Origin of the sequence: Paucisalibacillus globulus DSM 18846, assembly GCF_000482485.1 — a bacterium.
Lineage (GTDB): Bacteria > Bacillota > Bacilli > Bacillales > Amphibacillaceae > Ornithinibacillus > Ornithinibacillus globulus.
Genome location: NZ_AXVK01000027.1, coordinates 71,035 through 97,492, shown reverse-complemented (window position 1 = coordinate 97,492; position 26,458 = coordinate 71,035). Strand labels below are relative to the sequence as shown.

The window sequence follows — 26,458 nt, the reverse complement described above, 5'->3', positions numbered from 1 at the left end:
GGGAATATTTATGGAACTTATTGAAATTTTAAAGGCGATAATCCTAGGTTTGGTAGAGGGTTTAACAGAATTTGCTCCCGTATCATCTACTGGACATATGATTATTGTTGATGACATGTGGTTAAAGTCGAAGGAATTTCTGGGCGAATATCCTGCGAATACATTTAAAATTGTAATTCAACTTGGATCGATTCTTGCGGTTGTAGTTGTATTCTGGAAACGCTTTGTCGATTTATTAGGACTTAATCGTTTAATGAATAAGCAAGCACAACCAGCTCAACAACGATTAAAATTAAGTCAAGTAATTGTTGGTTTAATTCCTGCAGGTGTGTTTGGTGTGTTGTTTGAAGATTATATTGATGAATACTTATTTAGAACGGAAACAGTCTTGATTGGTCTAGTACTCGGTGCTATTTTGATGATAATAGCTGACCGCTATGCATCAAAAGATCCGGCAGCGAAAACGGTTGATCAAATAACATATAAACAAGCACTTAGTGTCGGGCTTATCCAATGTTTTTCCTTATGGCCTGGATTCTCAAGATCCGGAGCAACCATTTCTGGTGGTGTTCTAATGGGGATGAGTCACAAAACGGCAGCGGACTTTACATTTATTATGGCTGTTCCGATTATGGCCGGTGCAAGTTTTCTTTCACTGCTAAAGAACTGGCAGTACTTTACGGCTGATGCATTACCATTCTTTATTGCTGGTTTTATTAGTGCATTTATCTTTGCATTATTATCTATAAAGTTTTTCTTGAAACTTATTGATCGAATTAAGTTAACACCATTTGCTATCTACCGTATCGTGTTGGTTGTAATAATTTTAGTGTTTTTCTTATAAAAATAAAGTAGGATCATGGATGGGATATTCATGATCCTTTTTTGTGGATATAAAGATTCCCTCATCCAAAGAAAAAAGTTGGTCGACCACAGTGGTTTTTACTGTGGTTTTTTTCACTCAAACGAATTGGATGTATTAAAACAGTCTCTATTCCAAATGATGGGTAGTTTCATAAGTAATTGTATTGTTATAAACACGGGATTAAGTGAGCAGATTTAAAAATAGATAATTAAGGGGTTGCAAAAATATAGTATCAAATATAAGATGATAACATAGTCTGTATTATAACAATTAAGAAAAAATAAAACTGTTATATAAAAGGAGGTGTGTGTGATGCGGAAAAATACAGAAAGATGTCCTGAGTGTGGATGCTCAGTAGAAAATTTGGGCTTCCCATTAGAATGTGACTATTGCTTGTCTAAAAAAGCAGAGTAATTTTTTTGATTATGTTGTTATGTAACAATAAATAAATTAATTTGTGTTATATAACTAAAGGGAGGTTTTTAAATGACTATAATTACTAGTTCTATCTATGTTGATAATCAAGAAAAAATATTAACAGAAGGTGCACTTCAATTTTTATCAGTGCTACACAAGCGATTTAATCACCAAATAATTTCGTTACTAGAGAAAAGACGGGAACTTCAAAGGAAACTAAATAAAGGGTATATGCTTAACTTTCCAAAAGAAACAACTACGATACGAAAAGCTGATTGGACGATTGCTCCTTTGCCTGAAGATTTACTGGATAGACGGGTTGAAATAACTGGCCCGGTTGATCGTAAAATGATAATTAATGCAATGAATTCCGGAGCAAATATATTTATGGCTGATTTTGAAGATGCTTCATCTCCTACATGGAAAAATATGATACAAGGTCAATTGAATTTACGGGATGCCATCCGAAGAGAAATTGATTTTGTTGCGGATAATAGTAAGTCGTATCGATTGAATGAAACTACAGCAGTACTAGTGGTAAGACCTAGAGGCTTACACTTGGTTGAAAAGCATTTACAAGTGGAAGGGGAGAAGCTGGCTGCCTGTTTAATGGATTTTGGATTGTATTTTTACCATAATGCTAAACAACTTCTTCAGAATGGAACCGGACCATACCTTTATTTACCAAAACTTGAACATTATGAAGAAGCACGATTATGGAATGATGTATTTTTATTTGCACAAGAATGGGTTGGAATTCCAAAAGGAACGATAAAGGCTACGGTGTTAATTGAAACAATTACTGCTGCTTTTGAAATGGATGAGATTTTGTATGAGTTACGGGAGCATTCTGCTGGGGTGAATTGTGGTAGATGGGATTATATCTTTAGTTTTATCAAAAAGTTTCAGCATAACATGGATGTGGTTTTTCCAGATCGTGCTTCTGTTACGATGGAGTCTCCATTTATGAGGACTTACTCATTGTTAGCTATTGAAACATGTCATAAGCGGAATGCGCCAGCTATTGGTGGTATGGCTGCGCAAATACCTGTGAAAAATGACGATGTAGCCAATCGAGTTGCATTTGATAAAGTCCGAGCAGATAAAGAAAGGGAAGTTCGTGATGGGCATGATGGTACATGGGTTGCTCACCCTGGAATGGTTGCTTTGGTTAAAGAAATTTTTGATGAAGGAATGCCAACACCTAATCAAATTGATAGAAAAATAGATAACAAATTTAGTAGTAAGGATCTATTGCAAGTACCTGAAGGAAACATTACAGAAGATGGACTTCGGACAAATGTTAGTGTCGGAATTGAGTATATTGCTGCATGGCTTGGTGGTAGAGGTGCTGTTCCAATTAATAATCTAATGGAGGATGCAGCAACAGCAGAAATTTCTCGTGCGCAAGTTTGGCAATGGATTAGACATCCAAAAGGAAAATTAGAAGATGGGAGAAAGATAACAATTGCTTTAGTAGATGAAGTTATCGAAGAAGAATTGGGGTTACTACAAAGCAACTTTAGTGAAAGGTATTATTTACAACTTGCAACAGACATCTTTAGGAAATTAGTGAATAATGACGAATTTGTTGAATTCTTAACATTGCCTGCATATGAGGCGCTAATCAAAGAAAGGGGAATGGTGCAATGAACAAAACACGTGTTGAACATTTAGAAATGGATTGGGAAGAGAATCTTCGCTGGAGAGGAATTGAAAGACCATATACAGCTGAAGATGTCATACGATTACGTGGCACCATTGATATCGATCATACTTTAGCTAGCAGAGGAGCAAATAAGTTATGGGATATGATAAACAATGGATCCTATGTTAAGGCACTTGGAGCACTTACCGGAAACCAAGCAGTACAACAGGTAAAAGCTGGTCTTAGAGCAATTTACTTAAGTGGTTGGCAAGTCGCAGCAGATGCTAATGCTGCTGGTCAAATGTACCCAGATCAAAGTTTGTATCCAGTAAACAGTGTACCAGCAGTTGTAAAACGAATTAATCAAGCACTTCAACGAGCAGATCAAATTCATTATTCCGAGGGAAAAGAAGAGATCGATTGGTTTGTACCGATTGTGGCTGATGCTGAAGCGGGATTTGGTGGGCAATTGAATGTATTTGAGTTAATGAAATCAATGATTGAAGCAGGTGCTGCGGCTGTACATTTTGAAGACCAATTATCATCAGAGAAAAAATGTGGTCATTTAGGTGGTAAGGTTTTACTACCAACACAAACAGCGGTAAGAAATTTAATTGCCGCTAGATTTGCAGCGGATGTGATGGGAACACCAACATTGATTATTGCAAGAACAGATGCAAATGCTGCTGACTTAATAACTAGTGATATTGATCCTGTAGATGAAGAATTTATTAAAGGTGAAAGAACAGCAGAAGGATTTTTTAGAACGAAAGCGGGAATTGAACAAGCGATTGCTAGAGGGTTAGCTTATGCGTCATATGCAGATTTAATTTGGTGCGAAACGTCAGAGCCTAATTTGGAAGAAGCGAAGCAATTTGCAGATGCAATTCATGAAAAATTCCCTGGTAAGCTCCTAGCTTATAATTGTTCACCATCTTTTAACTGGAAGCAAAAGTTATCAGATAAACAGATTGCAAATTTCCAGGATGAGCTTTCTAGCATGGGATATAAGTTCCAATTTGTAACATTAGCAGGATTCCACGCACTAAACTATAGCATGTTTGAACTAGCTAGAAAGTATAAAGAAACTGGGATGGCTGCTTATTCTGAACTGCAACAAAATGAATTTGCTAGTGAAGAATACGGCTACTCTGCTACAAGACATCAACGAGAGGTTGGTACAGGATATTTTGATGAAGTAGCACAGGTTATTTCTGGAGGAACGTCTTCAACCGTGGCGTTGAAAGGATCGACAGAAGAGGCGCAGTTCTAATAGTAAACATTAATTTAAAGATAGTATCTAGGGACAGAGTCATAGCATTCTAATTATAGCAATCAGCTAATTGGGATGTATGGTTCTGTCCCCCTTTTTGCTAGTTTCATATAGTAATGTGTAACCATAGTCTTAGTACCTACTACTATTTTTTGAAATCTAACTGTAATAAAACAATAATACTAGTGAAACTTATTGATGTTATACTTTTTAAGACTAAAGTAATAGATTAAATAGACAGTTTACATAGACAACATATAGTAGATTAATAGAATGTCTAGAAAGTGGGGAAGAAAGTGAAGAAGTCTTTCGTTACAATTGCTACTGTTGTGGTAATTGGTTTATCCAGTAATCTAGTTATTGATTCTGTTCATGCAGAAACTAACTTGCAAGAAATTCAGAGTGACCGTTCTGAAGTTCAAAATAAACTATCAAAAGCTGAAACAGAGATTACAAAGGTTTTAACAGAAATTGAAGAGTTAAATAAGAAAATTAAAGAGGTTGAAGATGCACTGAAATCGAATCAGAAAATGATTGATGATACAAATGCTCAAGTTAAGTCAACCGAAGAAGAAATTGCAATGTTGCAAGAAGAAATTGAAAAGCGCTATGACATTCTAAGTAATCGTATGGTTAACTATCAAAAGAACGGTGGAAACATTGGTTTTCTTGATGTGATTTTTGGTTCTTCTAGCTTTACTGATTTTATTAGTCGTGTCACTGCTGTAAATAAAATTACTACATCTGACCAAGACTTAGTTGATCAACTTGAAGCAGATAAAGTGACAATTGCTGAAAAGCTTGCTGAGTTATCTGATCTTCAAACGGAGTTAAAAGGAATGCAAGAAACTATATTAACTCAAAAGAAAGACAACGAAGCAAGGAAAGAAGAGTTAACGGACAAAGAACAAGGTTTGCAAGCAAAAATAGATGAATTACAAATGGAGGACAGCAGATTAGCTTCCCTTCAAGCAGAAGTTAATCGTCAGCTTGCGGCTGCACGTGTTGCATCTAATACATTTGCATCAACTAGTGGTTCTGATTCAAATGGATCATTAACAACCTTAAGTAAATCATCGAAAACACAAAATGCACCAGTTGTATCTGGTGATGCTGTTCAGACTGCTATCAATGCTGGATATCCTCATCTAGGTACTCCGTATGTTTGGGCTGGTAAAGGACCTGGTGGTTTTGACTGTTCTGGATTTGTATCATGGGCTTATGGACAAGCTGGTATTTCATTACCATCAAGTACTGGAGCAATGCAAAGTTCAGGTACAAAAGTTTCCTACAGTGAAATTAAACCTGGGGATTTAGTATTCTTCAATACTTACAAAACAAATGGTCATGTTGGAATTTACGTAGGTAATGGTCAGTTCATTGGTTCTCAGAACTCTACTGGACTAGCTGTTGCAGATATGACTTCTGGATATTGGAAAGATCATTTCTCTGGACATGTAAGAAGAGTAGCAAAATAATAAATTAAAGACTTCTATAATTAGGGTCAGATTTCTCAAATATTTGGGATGTCTGACCTTTTGTTATTTTATATACCACATATTTTTCCTATTTAAACACATTTATTATAGATGGTAAGGAGAAATACAATTTCACGTAGGGGTGACCCCTTTATTTACTGGAGTATTAATAGGGAGAACTCCTATGACAAATCAATTTCCACATACAGATAGAAATAGTGGATTTAAGTAGAAACTAGGAAGGTGGATCTATCATTTTGTGTTTCATAAAGCCTGTGAAAAATAAAGTAGTAAAACCAACTGTAGCAACAAGTAATGCAGAATAAATAATAGTTGTTTCCGAAATAACTATGGAACCTATTAGAATGACAAAGCTATCAAAAAATAAAATGAAAAAGCCTACATTGATGGATGTCTTTTTCGATAGAATCAGTGCTAAGAGATCCATGGCGCCGCTGCTAATATTGTTTACTAGAAGAATACTTATACCTATCCCAATAATTAATCCACCAGTTAAACTACTAATAAAGATTGGAACAGTCGTGTGAAGGGAGATAGATTGAAAAAGATCAATAAAGAATGAAGATACTAAGAGTCCGTGAATACCATTGAAAAAATATTTACGTTCAAATAAGAATGCAATGAAATAAAGTGGAGAACTTAGTATAATAATTGTTAAGCCGGGTTGAAAATTAAAAGCATATTTTCCGATTAATCCTACACCAATTATTCCACCTTCAACCAAATGATGTGGAATAACAAAAAAATTAATTCCTATCGCAATGAGTAAACTTCCAAAAATAATTGCTAATGCTTTCTGAATCATTCTCATAACCACCTTGTCCATGCTTCTCAACTTATTGTATGAAAGGCATGAGCTAAACATGAGATCATTAAAAAATTTTGTAGACTGATTGAATTAGATAGAATATAATTATTGTAGAGAGGTAGGTGATTCTGGTGGGAAGGTAATCTTTTCTAATAACAATTTTACTGTAGAGTATGATTCTGTTTTCCTATGGAATGAATCATCTACAAATGATCGGAATTGAAATGAATTTTAGTCTTTAAATATCAGGAGGTGAAGTCCTTGTATCTATTGATACAAGGATATTAATTGGACATAGTTAACTTAATATTGGTTGCTATATTGATCATGCTTACGGCATTCTTTGTAGCAACCGAGTTCGCAATTGTAAAGGTTCGTTCTACAAGGATAGACCAGTTAATTGAAGAAGGTAATAAACATGCGGTTCATGCCAAAAAGCTAGTAGATAATCTTGATGCATATCTTTCTGCCTGTCAGCTAGGTATTACAGTGACAGCATTAGGACTAGGGTGGTTAGGAGAACCAACAGTAGAAAGATTACTACATCCATTATTTGAACACTATGGTGTAACTGGAACCTTAAGTTCTGTATTATCGTTTCTAATTGCCTTTTTAAGTGTTACGTATCTACACGTTGTTGTTGGGGAACTAGCACCTAAGACAATAGCTATTCAAAAAGCTGAAGAAGTAACCTTGTATTTTGGTAGATTTCTTATATTCTTCCATAAAATAATGTATCCATTTATTTGGTTGTTAAATGGTTCTGCTCAGTTGTTAATTCGTGTGTTTGGTTTTAAGCCGGTAAAAGAACATGAATTAGCTCATTCAGAGGAAGAGCTTCGTTTAATTTTATCGGAGAGTTACAAGAATGGTGAAATTAATAAAGCTGAAATGACCTATGTAAATAATATATTTGAATTTGATGAAAGAATAGCAAGAGAGATTATGGTTCCTCGTACGGAGATGATTTGCTTTTTTAAAGAAGATAGTTACGAGACGAACATTAATATTATTCTAGAGGGACAATATACAAGATATCCAGTTGCAGATGGTGATAAGGACCACATTATTGGGTTAGTAAATATTAAAGAATTATTTACTGGTCATATTACAAGTAGAAAAGAATCGATTGAGCCACATATTCGTCCAATTCTCCATGTATCCGAATCAACACCAATTAAGCAAGTGCTACTAAGAATGCAAAAAGAACGTATTCATATGGCGATTGTAGTAGATGAATACGGTGGGACAGCAGGTTTAATTACGGTTGAGGATATACTAGAAGAAATTGTCGGTGATATCCGAGATGAATTCGATGTTCATGAAACACCAATGATTGAAGAACAAGAAAATGGATCTGTGTTAGTAGATGGTAAACTTTTACTATATGAAGTAAACGAATTTTTAGGTACAGACCTTGATGAAGAAGAAGTCGATACTATTGCTGGTTGGGTCATTAATCACAATGTTGAAGCTAAAAAAGGTACAACTGTTGAACATAATGGTTACCAATTTATAGTAGAAGAGAACGATGGATATCAAATTAAAAAAATTAGAATAGTGAAAGTATAAAAGACAAACCACCCGGTTTGTCTTTTTACTTTATATAGAAGAGATTTTTAAAAAGGATTAGCCATTTGAATCTGTTGAAAATTGGTTCTTAGAATAGGGTACATCCGGTTTTATGTCCTGCTAAAAGGTTCACAATGGAAATTTATAAGTGATAGGGAAAATATAAGAACTAGAAAAGGGGTTTTGCAGGTTAAAAAGTAAATATTAGTGAAACCTTTTCACTTTAGCATCGTAAAAAAATGGTGAGGCATGTTATAATAATACCAATTATCAAACTTTTAGCACTTTTATTAGGGGGTTGAAGATGGAAAATATAAGACTTGCCAAAGAGGCACTAAATCGCGTTATATATGGGAAAGAAGATGTTGTAGAATTATTATTTACGGCTCTTTTTGCACAGGGGCATGTTCTACTAGAAAGTGTGCCAGGTACTGGAAAAACAAAACTAGCAAAGAGCTTTGCGAAAGTCATGGATGGGAAATTCGGCCGTGTTCAATTTACACCGGACGTACTTCCGAGTGATGTAACCGGTATTCGTTTCTTTAATCCAAAAACACAAGAATTCGAATTACGTGTTGGTCCAGTCGTTTCAAATATATTACTTGCTGACGAAATTAACCGTGCAACACCTAAAACACAATCCAGTTTATTAGAAGTAATGGAAGAATATCAATCTACTATTGATGGCGAAACAATAATAGTAGAAGCACCATTTCTTGTTATTGCTACACAAAATCCGGTAGAGAGTAATTACGGGACATTCCCATTACCAGAAGCACAGCTGGACCGTTTCTTATTTAAAGTTGATATTGGTTATCCAACAAAAGAGGAAGAAAAACAAATTTTATCTACATATCGTACAAGTGATCCATATGAAGCTATTAATGCGGTATTATCATTAGAAGAAATTCGCTCTATTCAAAGGGATATAAAACAAGTCACAATTTCTGATGTGGTTTACGATTACCTTCTTGATTTAATTCATGCTTCTAGAAATCATCAAGAAGTAGAATTAGGTATTAGTCCAAGGGGGATGTTAGCCCTTATGCGAGCAACACAGGCACGAGCCTACTTGCGTGGGAGAGAGTACGTAACTCCAGATGATATTAAAACACTCGTACCGTATGTATTTGAACATCGCTTAATTTTAACAATGGAAGGCTCCATTAAAAAGACATCAGAACAAATTGTTCAGGAGATTCTTGAAGCAGTTCCTGTACCTGTTGAAGAAGGAGCAGTTACTCAATGAGCTGGAGAAAGGAAGCAGGAACAGAGGATTCAAGAAGCTATGACTATATATTACTAGCATTATTTGTATTCTTTGTTATCGGGGTTATTTTTAGATCTGCGGTTATCTTTATTGCTGTTGGGATATTCTTAGCGTATCTTATCGCTTATAAAATTTATGATAAAAGTGTAATGAAAAGCCTCTCATTAAAAAATAAATCAAGAACAATTAAGTTATTTCCTGAAGAAGAAATAAATTTTAAGGTTGAAATTGAAAATAGGTCAATTTTCCCTCATATTAATGGAGAATTTACATTTCAAATTGGTTCAGCCATTAAAGCTTTTACACTTGCAGGAGATGAGAAAGAGTATTGGAAGGAATTAAAACTTCCACTCTCCTTGATACAAAGGAAGAAAGCGGTTCTTGAATTTCCGGTGCGAGCAGAACAGCGTGGTGTCGCAAGGGCTAAAAACATATCCTATGATTTCCCGCATTTACTTAATTTTAATAGACTTAGATTACGTTACTATGACTTTTATCAAACAGAATTTATCGTGTATCCGAAACTACTTCCAGTACAGGGTGCAAATGCGGTATTTCACATGATACCTGGAGAGAGCAGACTAAATTATTCTCCGTTTGAAGATATGCAAAGTCCACTCGGAACAAGAGATTACAGTTACAGTGACCCTTTCCATAAAATCAACTGGAAAGCAACGGTTAAATCGCAAAAAATACAAACAAATGTCTATGAAAAAGTGGTGGATAGATCCTTTGTTTTTATTATTAATTTAGGAACTGAGAATTCTAAAAACTTGGTGAGCTTTAATAGAAATTTAGAAAATTTACTATCTTATGCAGCATATCTTAGTGAATATGCTACAAAGATGCGTGTACCATTTGAAATATATATTAATGCTAGAAAGCCGGGTAAGGAGCCCTTCGTTCATTTGAATGAAGGAGAAGGAAAGATACATTATATGCATGCGTTAGAAATGCTTGCTAGAGTAAATAAGCAGTCGCCAATTTTACCTTTTAATAAAATGCTTTTCCAAATAGGGAAACAGTTTATTAAGCCCAAAACGATTATATTCATTGGTGATATGTCAGTTGGTTCTATGGAGATGATGAATTCCTGGAAACAAGTGCATCATAGTGTCTATCAAGTTTCAGAAGGGGAAGGTGGAGGAGCAACTATTCGACCAGTTGCAAGGAAGGTAATAGGAAATGTGACATAAACTATCAGTTACTCTCTACCTTTCCTGAGTCGGGATGTAAACGAAGTGTAAGACAAACGGTGTATAACCAACTAAAACGTAATTGAAGAGACATTCTTAGCAAAATAATGAATTGAGGTGAAAGAAATGCACACAAAACAACTGAATATAACCCAAATGTATCATTTCTTAGCTGAAGGAATTATTATATACCTGGCATTGCTTCCATTTAATTTTTATCATTATGGGAATGTATCAGTTTGGGCTTACTTAGGAGTGTTATTTGGCGTTGGTGTGGTATATTCTTTCATCACAAGAATAACAACTAGATACGTACCCTATATAGTAATAATACCTATAGTATTTTTACTATATTATATGATTGGATATCCACACTTTTTAAGTTTTATTTTCTCGGGATTGTTCGCTTGGCGCTATATTGCTTTAGGTTCTAAAGGCTATCTTGATAATGAATCAACTTATTTTGCGGCAACATTCCTTCTAACAACACTTGGAATAATTATCATGCGAAGTTTTGATGTAGTTATACTGTTTATCGCACAGATTATTGTTGTTTTATTAGGTTTTACATTCAGTAATTTATTGGTTATTGAAAAAGAAAATCGATGGGAATTTCATAAGACTGAGTGGTTTAAATTGGGTGGATTCTTCTTAGGTATCGTCACATTAATATATTTGTTTTCCGACACATTACACTTGATTGCTAGCAAGTTTTGGTCAGGAATTGGTGGTGGAATTACCTTATTTGCTGGTGGTATAGCACGCCTTTTCGAATTACTTGGTCTCAGTAACTTTTTCAAAAAAGGCTTCGAACAAATGGATCCCATGGATGAAAATCCAGGATTTGCAGAAGGTGAAATAGTTGAAATGCAAAGCTTTGAACCGTCTAAAGGTGAATACTTTAACCTCTTATTAGCAATTTCTATTGGAGCTATAATTTTGTTCCTAGTTTTTGTTATTTATAAAGGTTTGAAATTTAGAGCAGATGATGATGGTGACAAGGACCCTATGGGATATAACCTCATGCAAGAAGAAGTTGAAACAAGTCATAGATTTTTTGGAAAAGCCTTTAAAAGAAATAGATTAAAACCCAATCATCCGATTCGAAAACTTGTCTATGAATTTGAGAGAACCACTGCGAAGTCAAAGTTAGGAAGAATGCGGCATGAATCGATTGAGAATTGGTTTGAACGGATTGGTTTAGAAGGGGATATCCAGATTTACCAGAAAGTACGATATGGTAATCAAAGCACATCGGCACAGGAAGAAGAATTGTTAAAAAGAATGTTAAAGACATTTGAACATAAATTGCCTAAAAATAAAGATAAGGCTTAACTTTTTATGAAATCTATGTCATAATAAAATTTATTAAAGTTTTCTAGGGTTCCGCATAGGATGGTCTGGTCCGAGAGAAAACGCACGGAAGTGTACACGGAGGGAGAAAAGCCCGGGAGGATATCAGGATAATGATATCTTCCTGGGCTTTTTTTAGTAGTTAGGAAAGTATAAAAACTTTCCGCCGACATAAGTAAAACTAACACATTCGCTAAAAGACGAGCGAATGCGAGTTTTTCTAATATAAAAGGAAGTGTTCATTGGTCTTGAGGGAAGGGATTGATTCTAACGAATAATAGATAGAAACTGCGCGGTAACTATTTTGTCAAACATCTTCATAATCGAACAATAGGTGTAGATGTACGACCGCTCCGGCAGAATACTCTGCTTTTACTTCCAGCACAGGGGCGACATCTGTTCGAAACGACCTCACAGTGTCTACCTTACCTTGCCGCGGGCACGGCCTCAGCCTCCGTTGCGGAAAGACCACCGCTGCGGGGTCTTCGGACACGTGCTGTTCCCGCAGGACAAATGTTTTCGGTGGGGCGAGTAATCGCAGTCCCAAGGAAGACTTCGGCAGCATAACATCGCACGAAGAAAATCGGTTTTTATTTTCGAGGAGTCTCCGTATTCTGCCTACGCTAGTGTGGTTTTTCTATTCTTGGGTTGTGTGTTGCTTTTTTTATATAAATTATGAGCGACCCCAATTTACTCTATACTAGCTCCGGAAATACACGGAGACTCCTTGAAAAAGAAAACCACTTTTTCTGCGTGCGATGTTTCACTAAGAAGCTTTCCTTGTCCTATGGGAGGCTCACCAGCCGCCTTAGGATGCGCGAAGTGTATTTCCGGAGCGGGTACGATGCGCTACCAAAAATTATTAGTTACTGCACAGTCTATACAAATGCAACGACAATATGAAATGAGTTTAATTTAAAGGAAGAAAGACAAATAAAACATGATGATGGCAGACTACACATTAATATGAGGTGATTACATGAACAAATACTGGAATCTATTATGGATAGGTGTGTTATTTGAAATAGGTTGGGTTGTTGGTTTGAAGCATTCTTATAACTGGTGGACATGGCTGTTAACGATAATTGCAATTTATATTAGTATGCATGCCCTTGTTGTTGCTTCGAGTAAGTTACCTGCTGGAACAACGTATGCTGTTTTTACCGGTACGGGTGCTGCAGGGACAGTTATTATGGAAATGGCGGTCTTTGGTGAACCGTTCCAACTTGCTAAAGTAGGATTAATTTCCCTATTATTAATCGGTGTTATTGGACTTAAATTCGTTACAAAGGAAACTGGACAGGAAGGAGAACGATCGTAAATGGCATGGGTATTTTTAATTATTGCTGGGGTAGGAGAAGTACTAGGCGTTACAGGAATCAATCAGGTTAATCGAAAGAAAAACTTGTGGAGCTTTACTTTATTAATCGGTGGATTTACGATGAGCTTTTTATTTCTTGCTTTAGCAATGCAGAATCTCTCAATGGGAACAGCATATGCTGTATGGACTGGTATAGGTACAGTTGGCAGTGTGTTAATCGGTATGATTTTTTATAATGAACCAAAAAACTTCTTGCGAATTTTATTTATGAGCATGGTTTTAACAGCAGCGTTCGGATTAAAACTTATATCCTAGTAGAACTAATATGCTAATAATAACTAGGATAGAAATGAATAGGGTAGAAATGATATATCGAATTGCGGCTTTCATGTTGTTATTAAGAATTAGCTGTAATGCTTCATTTCCAAAGGTAGAAAAGGTTGTGTAAGAACCACATAATCCGACACCTAGAAATAACCAGTGGGATTCATTCAAAACATGTATTGAATAGAAAAAGATTGAAAATGCCATTAGAACCGAACCGGATATATTGGCAATCCAAGTACCAATTAGTCGCTTATTTAATTTAATAGAAATATAAAAACGGAGGATGCTGCCGACAAATCCTCCTATTGCAACTAAGATAAAATTCATATGTTTTCCTGCCTTTTGTTTGCTAGTCTATAGCCTAAATAGCAGAGTATAAGCCCACCAATAATACTGATAAAAACATAGCAAAAACTTAAAAATAAATGATGATAACTAAGCGTTACCGTTTCAACAGCAAAGGTAGAAAAAGTGGTGAACGCTCCAATAACTCCCGCTGTTAATCCAGTAGAAATTTCTTGTGGAATCCTTTTTTTAATCCATACACTATTTAATATAAAGCTAAGCAAAAAACAACCAATAAAATTTGCTATCAATGTTTCTACCGGAAAGAGGAACCGATTATCGAAAAGTAAAGATATGCTATATCGTCCAACAGCACCAATCATACCACCGATTCCCACGGCAAGATAAACTTTCCAGTTTATTAAGCGTGCTGACATCCTGGGCATAATCCATAAATTTCAAATTTATGACCTTCAATTTCATAGTTAGCTAGTGTTTGTTTTACTTCATCCATTGGACAAATTTCAATTTCCTTTGTCTTTCCACAATCCTTACAAATAAAATGATGATGATGGTGGTGTGTACAATTCATTCTAAAGTGTTTTTCACCGTTCAATTCTGTAGTTTCCAAAATTCCAACCTCATTGTAAAGGTGTAGATTTCGATAGATTGTATCAAAGCTAATTCCTTTATGGGTTTCTTCTAAATGTTGGATAAGGTCTTTTGCAGTACGGTAGCCATCCGCTTCCTCGAAATAGGTTAAAATATCTTTTCTTTTTCCAGTAGTTTTATAACCTTTTTTCTTTAATAGCTCTATTGCCTCAGAGGTATTCATGCTTTTGCCCCCTTAAAAGTTACTTGTAATCGTTTATAGCTTATTGTCATTAATAAAATAATAATTGCTACAACAACAATAGTTCCACCAGGAGGAATATTTAAATAATATCCTGATATTAATCCTATCATAACAGCTAGCTCCCCGAAAACAATAGCAAGAAGCATCATTTGTTTAAAACCTTTTGCAATACGCATACTTGCTGCAACAGGTAACGTCATTAAAGAAGAAACTAATAATACTCCAACAATTTGGATGGAAGCGGCAATAACTAAAGCTGTTAAGATAATAAATAATAAGTGTATTTGTTTAGAATGAATACCGGAAACCTTAGCATGCTCTTCATCAAAGGACAGCGTGAATAACTCTTTGTAAAATAATGTTATGATTACTAAAACAAAAATAGTTATAATTAATATAGTAATAAAGTCTGTTTTACTAACGGCAGATGCAGAACCAAAAAGGAAATTCATAAGTTCTGTATTAAAACCATCTGCTAACGCAATAAATATTACGCTTAGGCCAACTCCGCCAGAAAGAATGATAGGAATTGCTAATTCTTGATAAGCCTTATAAACACTCCGTAGTTTTTCAATAAAGATAGATCCCATAACGGAAAATAATAAGCCACCATAAATGGGAGGTAGTAACATAAAGGCGAACTTCTTCTCAAGGAATAATCCAAAAGCGATTCCTGCTAACGTAACATGTGATAATGCATCAGCAATTAAGGAAAGTCGTCTAACGACAATAAACGTTCCTAATAGTGGGGCAATGATACCAATCAAAAGCCCTGTTAAAAATGTTTGCCTTAAAAAGTCATATTCTAATAAATCTGCAAGCATTGGTTCTCCTCCGAATTAATGGTTGTGTGAAACAATATTCACATCATGACCATAAAGTTTTGACATTTCTTTTTCTGATAGATTTTCAAATTCTTTAGGATTTCCATGAAAATGAAGTGTTTTATTTAGACAAGCGATTTTAGTCGCATACTTTGTCATTGTACCAGTATCATGGGTCACTAATAGTAAACTGATACCATTCTGTTTATTTAAATCATGTAATAACTCATAGAATCGTTGCACATTTTCATAGTCTATCCCAACGGTTGGTTCATCTAAGATGAGTAATTCTGGTTCACTTACCAACGCCCTTGCAATAAAAACTCGTTGTTGTTGACCTCCAGATAGATTGCCGATATTTTCATAGGTGTAATCACTCATTCCAACGGCATTAATCGCATATAAAATCTTTTCTTTATGTTCTTGATTAAAAAATTTAAAATAACCAACTTTACTAGTCAGTCCAGAAGAAACTACTTCGTAAACAGAAGCAGGAAACCCTTTGTTAAATGAATTTGACTTTTGTGATACGAAGCCAATTTTATTCCAGCTCTTAAATTCTTCAAGAGGCTGATCAAAAAGGGTTAAACTGCCACTATCCGGATTTAGAATACCAAGAATTATTTTGATTAGAGTTGTTTTTCCCCCACCATTTGGTCCTAACAGTCCAACAAATGCACCCTTATGTATTTCAAAGTTGATTTGTTGAAGAATGGGCTTCTTCTCATAAGAATAGCTAATATTTTCTAAAGAAATAATTGAATTCATCTATCCAAGCTTCCTTTCATTTGAGTTGCTTTTTCCAATACGTTTAAGTTTTGCCTCATTATTGACAGATAATCATTATCTTGTTCAAAGTCATTTTCTGTTAAAACAGCTAGATTGTGAATCGTTAGGCTTTTAGCACCGATGTAATCCTGAATGATGCTAGAGACTTTGCTTGACGTGTTTTGTTCAAAAATGACATACATTAGATTACTTGCTTTTGCTTGTTCGATAATTTGAACTAAATCCCTTTGAGATGGTTCGCTTGTTGAGGAGATTCCGTTGATTGGGATTTGTTCTATTCCGTACCGTTCCTCCCAATAACCATATGCTGCATGAGAAACAAGTATTTTTTTATCAGCACTATTTTGTAAGGTTTCCTGAAATTCCTTGTCGAGCATCGTTAATTCATCTTTAAGTAATTGAAAATTATTATGATAAAGGTCTTTGTCATTAGGGTTAATTTCACTTAAATAATCTGTTATAATATGAGCCATTTCAATCATACGAAGGGGATCTATCCAGATATGGGGATCATGATCACCATGGTTATGACCATCATCATGATGATGGTTGCTTGTTTCTCCTTCATGATCATGATGATGGTCATGTGCATCCTCAAAAAGCTCCTTATGATTTCCAAGTTCTAATAGATTCACATCTTCAGACTCTAATGCACTTGCTATACTTTCTGAAAAACCCTCCATGCCTGCTCCAAGATAAATAAAAGCATCACTTTTGGAGAGAGTAGTTAAAGTTTTAGTAGTTGGTTCATAAGAATGGGCATCAACACCTGGAGGGAATATTGTTAAGGTATTAACCGTAGTTCCACCAATTCTTTCGATGATAAATTGAATTGGATATACGGATGTATATATAGTTAATTTTTCATCTGATTGCTGATGTATTGGTTCACTTTGACATCCAAAGAGAAGGATACTCATTATAATAATTGATACAAGTATAGTAAAAGGCTTCATAATATCCACTCGATTTCATAATATTCATATTGACTTATGTATCATATCGTAATCGTTACGGTTTGTAAATAGGAATGGTTTCGATTGTAAAAAAATTGGCTTTTGATACTTTTCCACCAAAATGACAACCTATGCGAATTGGCCTAATTTGGTAGGTAATCCACCTTAGAGTTTAAAAAATTTACAATGATTATTATAATTTTTATTGCGAAATGTCTGAATTTAATTTATAGTGAATATAGATGGATAGGAGACTGTCCTTAATTTTTTACTTAAAAAATGAATGAGTATTCATTCAAAATGTGATTGGGGGACAAAACATGAAACGAACAATCAAGCGTGCTGCGGTTTTAGGCTCGGGTGTTATGGGTTCTGGTATTGCTGCACATCTGGCTAATATCGGTGTTCCTACATTGATGCTTGATATAGTACCAAGAGCATTGACGGAAAAAGAGGAGCAAAATGGTCTTACTCTTGAGGATAAGGTGGTAAGAAACCGTATTGCAGCACAGAGCAAGCAAGCATTATTAAAACAAAAACCGTCACCAATCGTATCCATAGAAAGTCTTGACTTAATTGAAGTTGGGAATATGGATGACGATATGGAAAAGTTAGCGGATGTGGACTGGATAATTGAGGTTGTTGTGGAACGACTAGATGTTAAAAGAATCGTTTTTGAAAAAGTAGATCAATATCGTAAGCAGGGTTCCATTGTTAGCTCAAATACGTCAGGAATATCCGTAGAAGCAATGGTGGAAGGTCGGTCTGAAGATTTTCAAAAGCATTTCCTAGGAACACATTTTTTTAATCCACCTAGATACTTGAAGTTATTAGAAGTAATTCCAACGAAGCATACCGATTCAGAAGTGTTAGGATTTATGAAAACATTTGGTGAAGATGTTTTAGGAAAAGGTGTAGTTGAAGCGAAGGACACGCCAAACTTTATTGCTAACCGTATTGGAACATATGGATTACTTGTAACAGTTAGAGAAATGATTAAGGGTGGATATTCTGTTGGTGAGGTAGACTCAGTAACAGGTCCGCTAATCGGAAGACCAAAGAGTGCGACTTTCCGTACATTAGATGTTGTTGGTCTGGATACATTCGTCCATGTTGCACGAAATGTATATGAGCAAGTGGAAGGTGCAGAGAAGGAAGTATTCGATATTCCTGAATTTATGTTAAAGATGCAAGAAAATGGCTGGTTAGGTGCTAAAAGTGGCCAAGGATTTTTCTTAAAGAAAAAAGAAAAAGGCGCTAGTAACATTTATCAATTAAATCCCGAAACTCTAGAATATGAAGATCGCGGGAAATTAAAAACCCCAGCTGTTGAGTTAGCTAAGCAAGCTAAAGGGACTCGCAATAAATTGAAAGCGCTTGTAAATATGAAGGGCGACCGTGCTGGTGACTTAATTTGGAACATTTTAAAACCTGCTATATTGTACTCAGCTGAGTTAGTTGGTGAAATTGCTGACGATATCGTAGCAATAGACCAAGCGATGAAGTGGGGATTCGGCTGGGAAATTGGACCATTTGAAACATGGGATGCTATAGGCCTAAGGACATCAGTTGAACGGATGAAGGATGAAGGAGAACATGTACCAAGTTGGGTATTAGACCTACTTGAAGCTGGCCATGAATCCTTCTATAAAGAAGATAACGGTGAAGTGTTCTACTTAGAAAATAATGAATATAAGAAGCAAGCATTTAATCCGAAAGAAATCAATATTAAGCGTCTGAAGGATGTAAATGGTGTAATTAAAAAGAACACTGGAGCTAGTCTTGTTGATATTGGTGATGGTGTTGCCTTACTAGAATTTCATTCAAAGAGTAATGCACTAGGTTTCGATACGATACAAATGGTTAATTTTGCTGTTGAAGAAGTAGAAAAGAATTATGAAGGTCTTGTTGTTGGAAACCAAGGTAAGAACTTTAGTGTAGGTGCTAACCTTGCATTAATGCTAATGGAAGCACAAGATGATAATTTCTTTGAACTGGATATGGTTGTGAAGATGTTCCAAGACATGGGAACAAATATTAAGTATTCTAACAAGCCAGTAGTAGCAGCACCATTTAATATGGCGCTTGGTGGCGGGACAGAAGTTTCACTTCCAGCTGCAGCTCTTCAGGTATCCTCAGAATTGTACATGGGTCTTGTTGAGTTTGGAGTTGGTCTAATCCCTGGTGGTGGTGGAACAAAAGAACTCTACCTGAAAAAGCTTCGAAATCTACCAAAGGGTATTAACTTTGACTTAACAAAGGTTGCAAATGATGTGTTTGAAAAAGTTGCGATGGCAAAAGTTTCGACATCTGCAGAAGAGGCTAGAATTAATGGCTTTTTAGATGCAAATGACCGAATTAGTGTGAATCCTGACCATTTAATCCATGATGCCAAACAACGTGTACTCGAATTATCGAAAGCTGGATATCATGCACCAAAACGAGAAAAGATTCCTGTTGTAGGAGACGCAGGTTACGCAGCTATGTTACTTGGTGCCAAAACATTACAGTTTGGCGGCTATGCATCTGAACATGATGTGAAAATTGCTGAAAAGTTAGCATATGTATTATCAGGTGGGCGTATTAAGGAAGGCACACTTATTGAAGAACAAGTTATGCTCGATTTAGAGCGTGAGGCATTCTTAAGCTTAATTGCCGAGCCTAAAACACAGCAGCGTATGCAACACATGCTATTAAAAGGAAAACCACTGAGAAACTAGGGAGGGGGAAGAGAAATGAGAGAAGCAGTTATTGTAGCAGGTGCTAGAACCCCTGTAGGAAAAGCAAATAAAGGCTCTTTACGTAATAGTCGTCCAGACGATTTAGCAGCATTAACGATTAAAGAAACGCTAAAGCGTGCTGGTGGATACGATGGAAATATTGATGACGTTATTATTGGTTGTGCAATTCCAGAAGCGGAGCAAGGTATGAATATGGCTCGTAATATTGCTGGTCTTGCTGGTCTAAAACATGATGTACCAGGTATTACAATTAATCGTTATTGTTCTTCCGGACTACAAAGTATTGCCTATGCATCAGAACGTATTATGCTTGGCGCAAGCAATACGATTATCGCTGGTGGGGCAGAATCTATGAGTCTAGTACCGATGCCAGGTCACGTTATTAAACCAAACCCAACACTAGTCGCAGATGCTCCTGGATATTACATGGGTATGGGGCATACTGCAGAAGAAGTCGCAAATCGATTCGGTATCTCCCGCGAAGACCAAGATGCATTTGCCGTACAAAGTCATGAGCGAGCAGCAAAAGCGATAGCGGAAGGTAGATTCAAAGATGAAATTATTCCAGTAGAAATAACAGAACGCTTTATTGGAAAGAACAACAAAGTGGAAGAAAAATCGTTTCTTTTTGATACAGATGAAGGCGTAAGAGCAGGAACTACAATGGAGGTACTGGCAAAATTACGTCCAGCATTCCATATGAAAGGTTCTGTAACAGCTGGTAACTCATCACAAATGAGTGATGGTGCAGCATCTGTTCTGATCATGGATCGTGAAAAGGCTGTAGCAGAAGGACTTAAGCCATTAGTGAAATTCCGTTCATTCGCTGTTGCTGGTGTCGAACCAGAAATTATGGGGGTAGGACCAGTAAAAGCAATTCCAAAAGCATTAGAAATTGCCGGATTAAATCTATCAGATATTGGTCTATTCGAACTAAATGAAGCATTTGCTTCCCAATCCGTACGAGTAATCCAAGCACTAGATTTAGACACATCTATCGTTAATGTAAACGGCGGAGCAATCGCACTAGGCCACCCACTAGGCATGACAGGAACAAAACTAACCCTAAGCCTAGCACACGAAATGAAACGCCGAAACACCCAATTCGGCGTAGTAACCATGTGCATCGGCGGAGGAATGGGAGCAGCAGGAGTATTTGAACTGTTGTAGGTTAGTAATCAATAAGATTATAGATAAGCTTTTTTGAAGGATTTTATTTCTTAATTGAGTAAGATAATTTATTTCAACTATACACTGAGCGGCCCGAATACACGGAGACTCCCGCGGGAATAGTGGCAAGGGTGAGACCCCGCAAGAGCTTTAGCTCTGAGGAGTCTCACCGCCACCCGCAGGCAAGGCAGACACTGCGAGGTATTTTCGAGCAGATGTCGCCCCTGTGCTGAAAGTAGAAGCGGAGTGTATTCGGGACGCGGATATGGCCAGAAAGTTATATTTAAAATACAAACATTCAAAGAGAGGATGTATAAAAAATGAGTAAAACAAAAGAAAAATTATTCAAAGGCGGATCCTTCCTAGTAGAAGACCTAACAGGAGAAGACATCATCACACCAGAAGACTTCACAGACGAACATAAAATGATCGCCAAAACAACAGAAGACTTCGTAGTAGGAGAAGTACTACCAGTAGTTGAAAAACTAGAAAATCATGAATTCGATCATTCCGTAAGTTTATTGAAAAAAGCTGGAGACTTAGGACTACTAAGTGCTGACATTCCAGAAGAATACGGTGGCCTAGCACTAGATAAAATTAGCTCATCCTTAATCACGGAAAAGTTCGCCCGTGCTGGAGGATTCTCCATCACTCATGGAGCACATGTAGGTATTGGATCACTACCAATCGTATTCTTCGGTAATGAAGAACAAAAAGAAAAGTATTTACCAAAGCTAGCAACAGGTGAGCTTATTGCAGCGTATGCCCTTACAGAGCCAGGTTCTGGTTCAGATGCATTAGGTGCAAAAACAACAGCAAAATTAAATGAAGCAGGAACACACTATATTCTAAATGGTGAAAAACAATGGATTACAAATTCAGCTTTTGCAGATGTATTCGTTGTTTACGCAAAAATCGATGGGGAGCACTTCTCAGCATTCATTGTAGAGCGTGAATTCCCTGGAGTTTCAACTGGCCCAGAAGAAAAGAAAATGGGTATCAAATCCTCTTCAACACGGACATTAATTTTAGAAGATGCGGAAGTACCGGTAGAAAACCTACTTGGAGAAAAAGGCCGTGGCCATATTATTGCATTTAATATCTTAAACGTAGGTCGTTATAAACTTGCAATCGGTGGTGTTGGTGGAGCTAAACGTGCCTTAGAAGTTGCTACTCAATATGTGAACCAACGTAAACAATTTAATACGCCAATTTCCAAGTTTTCTTTAACACAGGAAAAATTAGCTACAATTGCATCAGAAATCTATGCAAATGAAAGTGCTGTTTATCGTACTGTTGGACTATTTGAACAACGCATGGGTGCTTTATCCGATGAAGAGTTAAAAGATGGACGCGAAATTGCACGTGCGATTGCTGAATATCAAATCGAGTGCTCCATGAACAAATATATGGCAACAGAGCTACTTGACCATGCTGCAGATGAAGCGGTTCAAATGCATGGTGGATATGGATTCATGCAAGAATATGAAGTGGAACGTATTTACCGTGACTCCCGTATTAACCGTATCTTTGAAGGTACTAACGAAATCAACCGTCTATTAGTTCCAGGTACTTTGTTGAAGAAAGCAATGAAAGGTGACCTACCTTTATTCCAAAAAGCAATGAGCCTACAAGAAGAACTAATGATGATGATGCCAGAAGAGCCTGGTACAGAACCACTTGAGCAAGAAAAGTATTTACTAAGAAATGCGAAAAAGATTGTATTACTTGGTGCTGGATTAGCTGCCCAAAAATACATGCAAAAGATTGATAGAGAACAAGAAATCTTGGTCAACCTTGCTGATATGGTTGCAGAAGTTTACAACATGGAAAGTGCTATTTTACGTACCGAAAAAGCAATCAATGCAACTGGTGCTGAGAAGAATAAACAAAAACTTCTTTATACACAAGTTTATGTACAAGAAGCATTCAATCGTATCGAAGCCGATGCAAAAGAAACACTTATTGGTGTTGAAGAAGGCGATACACTACGTATGATGTTGTCATCATTACGTAAGTTAACTCGTCATACTCCAACGAATGTGATCGTTAAGAAACGTGAAATCGCAGCAGGAGTTATTGAAACAGAGAAATATACAGTTTAAGTAATAGAAAAGAAGCCTGGAAGCTAATCCAGGCTTCTTTTCTATTTATAGTTGAGTGATTAATCCAGTGCTTTATTATCATATCCTATGCTTTTTAGATTGTGCTGAAAATAAAACCCGCATATGTCAAGCTTATAAATTATCCTAAGTTTCCGACTACTAACAGTTTGACAATATAAATTGAAAGGGTGATTTAAATGCTGGGACTTCCTTAGATAATCCCCAGGTAAATACAAGATGGTTCAGTGAATCTAACTCAATATGATTGTCCGGGTTGATCATCTTTTTAGGTTACTCATCAGTTCCTGCTATTATTAAAATATTGATATAGTTTGAAAGTAATAGTCCAGATTATGTACCCAATTAATACACCAATCGTGTTTAAGATTAAATCATCTACATCAAAGCTCCTTGAGATGATTCCATTAATGGATAAGATTAGTTGCATCGTCTCAATAAATAATGTGCTAGCAAATCCTATAAACAGCACACTAAAGAAAGATATCTTTTTTAACAAAAGTGATGCAAAGATACCAATGGGAATAAAAACAACAACATTACCTACTAAATTAATAAATTGCAGTGAAATATTATTATGATAGTTTAAGTATAAGTTAATTGTTTCAAAAGGAATAAGGTTAATTCTCACTTCATTTTGTGGTCCAGATGAAGAAGGGAAAAGGGTTAGGTATAGTAAACTCTCAATGTATGCAATTAAGAATACGAGTATAATTTCCTTATAGAACTTAGAAGTTAATTTTTTATGTTTCCTATAAATAAGCCTGACTGGTATATAACAAATTAATGTCGTGAAGATTAAAAGGATTGGTATTTCATTAATATATCGCATAGTTTCTCCTCTATCATTCTCTATAAGAATAGTATAAAGGGCTATTATAATTTTGAGCAAACTTTTACGAATAATGCCCTTTGGAGATTAGAATTTCTAAAGGTAAGCTTTACTAACGCTCACTAGAGATTACGTACAAAACGACTAATAATCGACATTATCTCCTATCCCACTTATAATTCTCCTATATACATGGTAAAATAATATGGAAAAGGAGGGGTTACATTGGCGCTAACATTTTACTGGTATCCTAACTGTGGAACATGCAAAAATGCGAAGAAATGGTTCGATGAGCATAACGTCGAGTATAACAGCATACATATTGTGGAAGAAACACCTTCTAAAGAAGAAATACTTAATCTTATTGAAAAGAGTGGACTTCCTGCAAAGAAATTCTTTAATACTAGTGGGAAAAAGTATCGTGAATTAAATATAAAAGAAAAAATTCAAGATGCTCAAGTGGAACAAATGGCAGAAATATTAGCCTCAGACGGCATGTTGATTAAACGACCAATTGTTACGGATGGTGAACATGTAACAGTAGGTTTTAAAGAAGAAGAGTTTCAAAAGGAATGGGCTTAAATAAAAAGTTCTAAAACTAGCGAAAAAGCAAGCAAGCTAGTATAGTGAGGGTATAATCAATTTTTCGGAGGGATACAAATGAGCTTACCAAATGAACTATTATATTCAAAAGAACACGAATGGGTAAAAAAGGAAGGAAATACTGTTCGTATCGGTATAACAGATTTTGCACAAGATGAATTAGGAGATATTGTGTTTGTTGAGCTTCCTGAGGTTGGAGATGATATTACTATCGATGGACCTTTTGGTAGTGTAGAATCTGTTAAAACGGTATCCGAATTATATGCACCAGTTAGCGGGAAAGTTGTCGAAGTTAATGGGGAGCTTGAGGACAGTCCTGAGCTTGTTAACGAATCTCCATATGAAAATGCATGGATGATTGTTGTTGAACTAAGTGATGAGTCTGAACTTGATAGTTTATTAACACCAGAAGCTTATAAAGAAATAATTGAGCAAGACTAATTATATTTTGTTTATAAAACTGACTTTTTTCCCTATCCTAAGGAAAAGAGTCAGTTTTAATTTCCGTGTCTAGCATTGGGCGTCAACGACAAGTGGACTTCCTTCACCTCTGTACGAGTAGTCAACATCAGATTAATTAGTTTGTACATTACTGAGTGGACGCCTTTATACTTTTCTTATATGAGGGGGATCTAACATGGTTTCACATCAATCTGAACGTGTTATTATTGTTGAAGGGCTAACTGATAAAAAGCAGCTTGAGAAAGTTATCGATGATCAAGTTACAATTATTTGTACGAATGGAACCTTTGATATAGAGCATTTTGATGAAATGCTAGAAACCTATCAATTGGATGAAAGAGATGTCTATATTTTTGTCGATGAAGATAAATCAGGGCTGAAACTTAGAAAACAACTCTCATTAGAATTACCACATGCAGATCATATTTATATAAGTAGTGAATACCGTGAAGTTGCTGCTACCCCGGAACGTATATTGGCTATGCTTCTACTCGGTAAGCATATTGCAGTCAATCCACATTATCTAGTATAGCTTACAAGTAGGTGATTTTTTGAAGGAATTCGTCAAGGAAATAGAAGAAGAAAATGACTATTTATTATATATTTATACCCCGTTCTGTGGTACTTGCCAACTAGCAAGAACCATGTTGGATAAGATAGAAACTGTACATGAAGCTGATATTTTTTATGAAATGAATGCATCGTTGTTTCCTGAATATATGCAGGAGAACAAAGTTGAAAGCGTTCCTTGCTTATTGATTAAAAAGAACAATCAAATTCAAGAAAAAGTCTATACTTTTCATTCCATCCCTAATATTTATAGTTATCTATTAGAATACAAACCGGAGTTGTTTAAAGAAAAAAAATAAAAACCATTTATTTTATGTTGACACATTTATACTCTGGTGCTATAGTTAGGTTTATTAAAAATTGAATAAAAAAGATTAATCTCTTATCAAGAGCAGTGGAGGGAAAGGCCCTATGAAACTGCGGCAACCTTCAGACATTCGTGTTTGAAAAAGGTGCTAAGTCCTACAAAGCATTTGCTTTGAAAGATGAGAGAACGTGAAGATCTAATATATATTTATTACGTCTTTCTGTTCTCTTACAGAAAGGCGTTTTTTGTTTGTTTAACAGTCTAGAAAGTATAAGTACTTTTAAAAAACATAATAAAAAATTGCAAAGAGTGCTCGAAAATTCGAGGAAGTAATTCTTCTCATAAAGCTCCGCAATGTGACTTGGAAGTAATTCATATTGCAGTACATGTA

General features: G+C 35.8%; 25 protein-coding genes and 2 riboswitches. Of the genes, 17 read left to right on the top strand and 8 right to left on the bottom strand.

Annotated elements, in window-relative coordinates; translation table 11 throughout:
* Positions 1-10 precede the first annotated feature (10 nt).
* The 4 genes from K332_RS0108405 (at position 11) to K332_RS0108390 (ending at position 5,681) form a co-directional block, all read left to right on the top strand.
* The gene (locus tag K332_RS0108405) at positions 11-844 is read left to right on the top strand and encodes an undecaprenyl-diphosphate phosphatase (RefSeq protein WP_026907051.1); all 834 of its coding nucleotides are present in this window, start codon (positions 11-13) and stop codon (positions 842-844) included.
* A gap of 507 nt (positions 845-1,351) precedes the next feature.
* A complete protein-coding gene (gene aceB / locus K332_RS0108400) occupies positions 1,352-2,935 on the top strand; it encodes a malate synthase A (protein ID WP_051359393.1) in 1,584 nt (527 codons plus the stop codon).
* Positions 2,932-4,203: an isocitrate lyase gene (gene aceA / locus K332_RS0108395; RefSeq protein WP_026907049.1), complete on the top strand. Its 1,272-nt coding sequence runs from the start codon at positions 2,932-2,934 to the stop codon at positions 4,201-4,203. Before aceB ends, aceA begins: the two co-directional genes overlap by 4 nt.
* A gap of 296 nt (positions 4,204-4,499) precedes the next feature.
* Positions 4,500-5,681 (top strand): C40 family peptidase, encoded by a 1,182-nt coding sequence (locus tag K332_RS0108390; protein WP_026907048.1) that lies wholly within the window; start codon positions 4,500-4,502, stop codon positions 5,679-5,681.
* Positions 5,682-5,916: 235 nt separating this feature from the next.
* Here the strand turns inward: K332_RS0108390 and K332_RS0108385 are convergent, their stop codons facing one another.
* Positions 5,917-6,507, bottom strand: a complete 591-nt coding sequence (locus K332_RS0108385) for a YitT family protein (protein ID WP_026907047.1) — start codon at positions 6,505-6,507, stop codon at positions 5,917-5,919.
* A 291-nt stretch (positions 6,508-6,798) separates the two neighbouring features.
* Between K332_RS0108385 and K332_RS0108380 the strand changes: the two genes are divergently transcribed.
* The 6 genes from K332_RS0108380 (at position 6,799) to K332_RS0108355 (ending at position 13,537) form a co-directional block, all read left to right on the top strand.
* Positions 6,799-8,082 carry a hemolysin family protein gene (locus tag K332_RS0108380; protein WP_026907046.1) on the top strand — a complete coding sequence of 428 codons (1,284 nt, stop codon included), beginning with the start codon at positions 6,799-6,801 and terminating at the stop codon, positions 8,080-8,082.
* Between the two features lie 304 nt (positions 8,083-8,386).
* The gene (locus K332_RS0108375) at positions 8,387-9,331 is read left to right on the top strand and encodes an AAA family ATPase (protein WP_036688468.1); all 945 of its coding nucleotides are present in this window, start codon (positions 8,387-8,389) and stop codon (positions 9,329-9,331) included.
* On the top strand, positions 9,328-10,548 hold the full coding sequence (locus K332_RS0108370) for a DUF58 domain-containing protein (RefSeq protein WP_026907044.1): 1,221 nt from the start codon (positions 9,328-9,330) through the stop codon (positions 10,546-10,548). Before K332_RS0108375 ends, K332_RS0108370 begins: the two co-directional genes overlap by 4 nt.
* A gap of 126 nt (positions 10,549-10,674) precedes the next feature.
* Complete coding sequence (locus tag K332_RS0108365) at positions 10,675-11,883, top strand: hypothetical protein (protein WP_026907043.1); 1,209 nt, start codon at positions 10,675-10,677, stop codon at positions 11,881-11,883.
* Between the two features lie 32 nt (positions 11,884-11,915).
* A riboswitch (guanidine-I (ykkC/yxkD leader) is annotated at positions 11,916-12,004 on the top strand.
* Between the two features lie 876 nt (positions 12,005-12,880).
* Positions 12,881-13,222: a DMT family transporter gene (locus tag K332_RS0108360; RefSeq protein WP_026907042.1), complete on the top strand. Its 342-nt coding sequence runs from the start codon at positions 12,881-12,883 to the stop codon at positions 13,220-13,222.
* Positions 13,223-13,537 (top strand): DMT family transporter, encoded by a 315-nt coding sequence (locus tag K332_RS0108355; RefSeq protein ID WP_026907041.1) that lies wholly within the window; start codon positions 13,223-13,225, stop codon positions 13,535-13,537.
* Here K332_RS0108355 and K332_RS0108350 read toward each other — a convergent pair.
* The 6 genes from K332_RS0108350 to K332_RS0108325 are packed head-to-tail and all read right to left on the bottom strand — an operon-like array spanning position 13,520 to position 17,259.
* Positions 13,520-13,876, bottom strand: coding sequence for a fluoride efflux transporter FluC (locus tag K332_RS0108350; protein ID WP_026907040.1), 357 nt, complete (start codon positions 13,874-13,876; stop codon positions 13,520-13,522). The genes K332_RS0108355 and K332_RS0108350 overlap by 18 nt on opposite strands.
* Positions 13,873-14,271 (bottom strand): fluoride efflux transporter FluC, encoded by a 399-nt coding sequence (locus K332_RS0108345; protein WP_026907039.1) that lies wholly within the window; start codon positions 14,269-14,271, stop codon positions 13,873-13,875. The genes K332_RS0108350 and K332_RS0108345 overlap by 4 nt, the downstream gene beginning before the upstream one ends.
* Positions 14,256-14,669: a Fur family transcriptional regulator gene (locus tag K332_RS0108340; RefSeq protein ID WP_026907038.1), complete on the bottom strand. Its 414-nt coding sequence runs from the start codon at positions 14,667-14,669 to the stop codon at positions 14,256-14,258. Before K332_RS0108340 ends, K332_RS0108345 begins: the two co-directional genes overlap by 16 nt.
* Positions 14,666-15,514 carry a metal ABC transporter permease gene (locus K332_RS0108335; protein ID WP_026907037.1) on the bottom strand — a complete coding sequence of 283 codons (849 nt, stop codon included), beginning with the start codon at positions 15,512-15,514 and terminating at the stop codon, positions 14,666-14,668. The genes K332_RS0108340 and K332_RS0108335 overlap by 4 nt, the downstream gene beginning before the upstream one ends.
* A gap of 15 nt (positions 15,515-15,529) precedes the next feature.
* The gene (locus tag K332_RS0108330) at positions 15,530-16,282 is read right to left on the bottom strand and encodes a metal ABC transporter ATP-binding protein (protein WP_026907036.1); all 753 of its coding nucleotides are present in this window, start codon (positions 16,280-16,282) and stop codon (positions 15,530-15,532) included.
* Complete coding sequence (locus K332_RS0108325) at positions 16,279-17,259, bottom strand: metal ABC transporter solute-binding protein, Zn/Mn family (protein WP_026907035.1); 981 nt, start codon at positions 17,257-17,259, stop codon at positions 16,279-16,281. The genes K332_RS0108330 and K332_RS0108325 overlap by 4 nt, the downstream gene beginning before the upstream one ends.
* 320 nt (positions 17,260-17,579) lie before the next feature.
* On the opposite strand from K332_RS0108325, the gene K332_RS0108320 reads away from it, so the two are divergent.
* From K332_RS0108320 to K332_RS0108310, 3 genes are all read left to right on the top strand, one after another.
* Positions 17,580-19,979, top strand: a complete 2,400-nt coding sequence (locus K332_RS0108320) for a 3-hydroxyacyl-CoA dehydrogenase/enoyl-CoA hydratase family protein (RefSeq protein ID WP_026907034.1) — start codon at positions 17,580-17,582, stop codon at positions 19,977-19,979.
* 15 nt (positions 19,980-19,994) lie between these two features.
* Positions 19,995-21,170 (top strand): acetyl-CoA C-acetyltransferase, encoded by a 1,176-nt coding sequence (locus K332_RS0108315; RefSeq protein WP_026907033.1) that lies wholly within the window; start codon positions 19,995-19,997, stop codon positions 21,168-21,170.
* Positions 21,171-21,490: 320 nt separating this feature from the next.
* A complete protein-coding gene (locus K332_RS0108310) occupies positions 21,491-23,275 on the top strand; it encodes an acyl-CoA dehydrogenase family protein (protein ID WP_026907032.1) in 1,785 nt (594 codons plus the stop codon).
* A gap of 298 nt (positions 23,276-23,573) precedes the next feature.
* Here the strand turns inward: K332_RS0108310 and K332_RS23245 are convergent, their stop codons facing one another.
* Entirely contained in the window at positions 23,574-24,125 is a 552-nt protein-coding gene (locus K332_RS23245; protein ID WP_051359392.1) for a VanZ family protein, read from the bottom strand.
* A gap of 225 nt (positions 24,126-24,350) precedes the next feature.
* Between K332_RS23245 and K332_RS0108300 the strand changes: the two genes are divergently transcribed.
* The 4 genes from K332_RS0108300 to K332_RS0108285 all read left to right on the top strand — a co-directional run bounded on the left by K332_RS0108300 (position 24,351) and on the right by K332_RS0108285 (position 26,059).
* Positions 24,351-24,707 carry an arsenate reductase family protein gene (locus K332_RS0108300; RefSeq protein WP_026907031.1) on the top strand — a complete coding sequence of 119 codons (357 nt, stop codon included), beginning with the start codon at positions 24,351-24,353 and terminating at the stop codon, positions 24,705-24,707.
* A 78-nt stretch (positions 24,708-24,785) separates the two neighbouring features.
* A complete protein-coding gene (gene gcvH, locus K332_RS0108295; protein ID WP_026907030.1) occupies positions 24,786-25,169 on the top strand; it encodes a glycine cleavage system protein GcvH in 384 nt (127 codons plus the stop codon).
* A 196-nt stretch (positions 25,170-25,365) separates the two neighbouring features.
* Complete coding sequence (locus K332_RS0108290; RefSeq protein ID WP_026907029.1) at positions 25,366-25,722, top strand: toprim domain-containing protein; 357 nt, start codon at positions 25,366-25,368, stop codon at positions 25,720-25,722.
* A 19-nt stretch (positions 25,723-25,741) separates the two neighbouring features.
* The gene (locus K332_RS0108285) at positions 25,742-26,059 is read left to right on the top strand and encodes a thioredoxin family protein (protein WP_036688464.1); all 318 of its coding nucleotides are present in this window, start codon (positions 25,742-25,744) and stop codon (positions 26,057-26,059) included.
* An 80-nt stretch (positions 26,060-26,139) separates the two neighbouring features.
* Positions 26,140-26,252, top strand: a riboswitch (SAM riboswitch).
* The last annotated feature ends 206 nt before the right edge of the window (positions 26,253-26,458 follow it).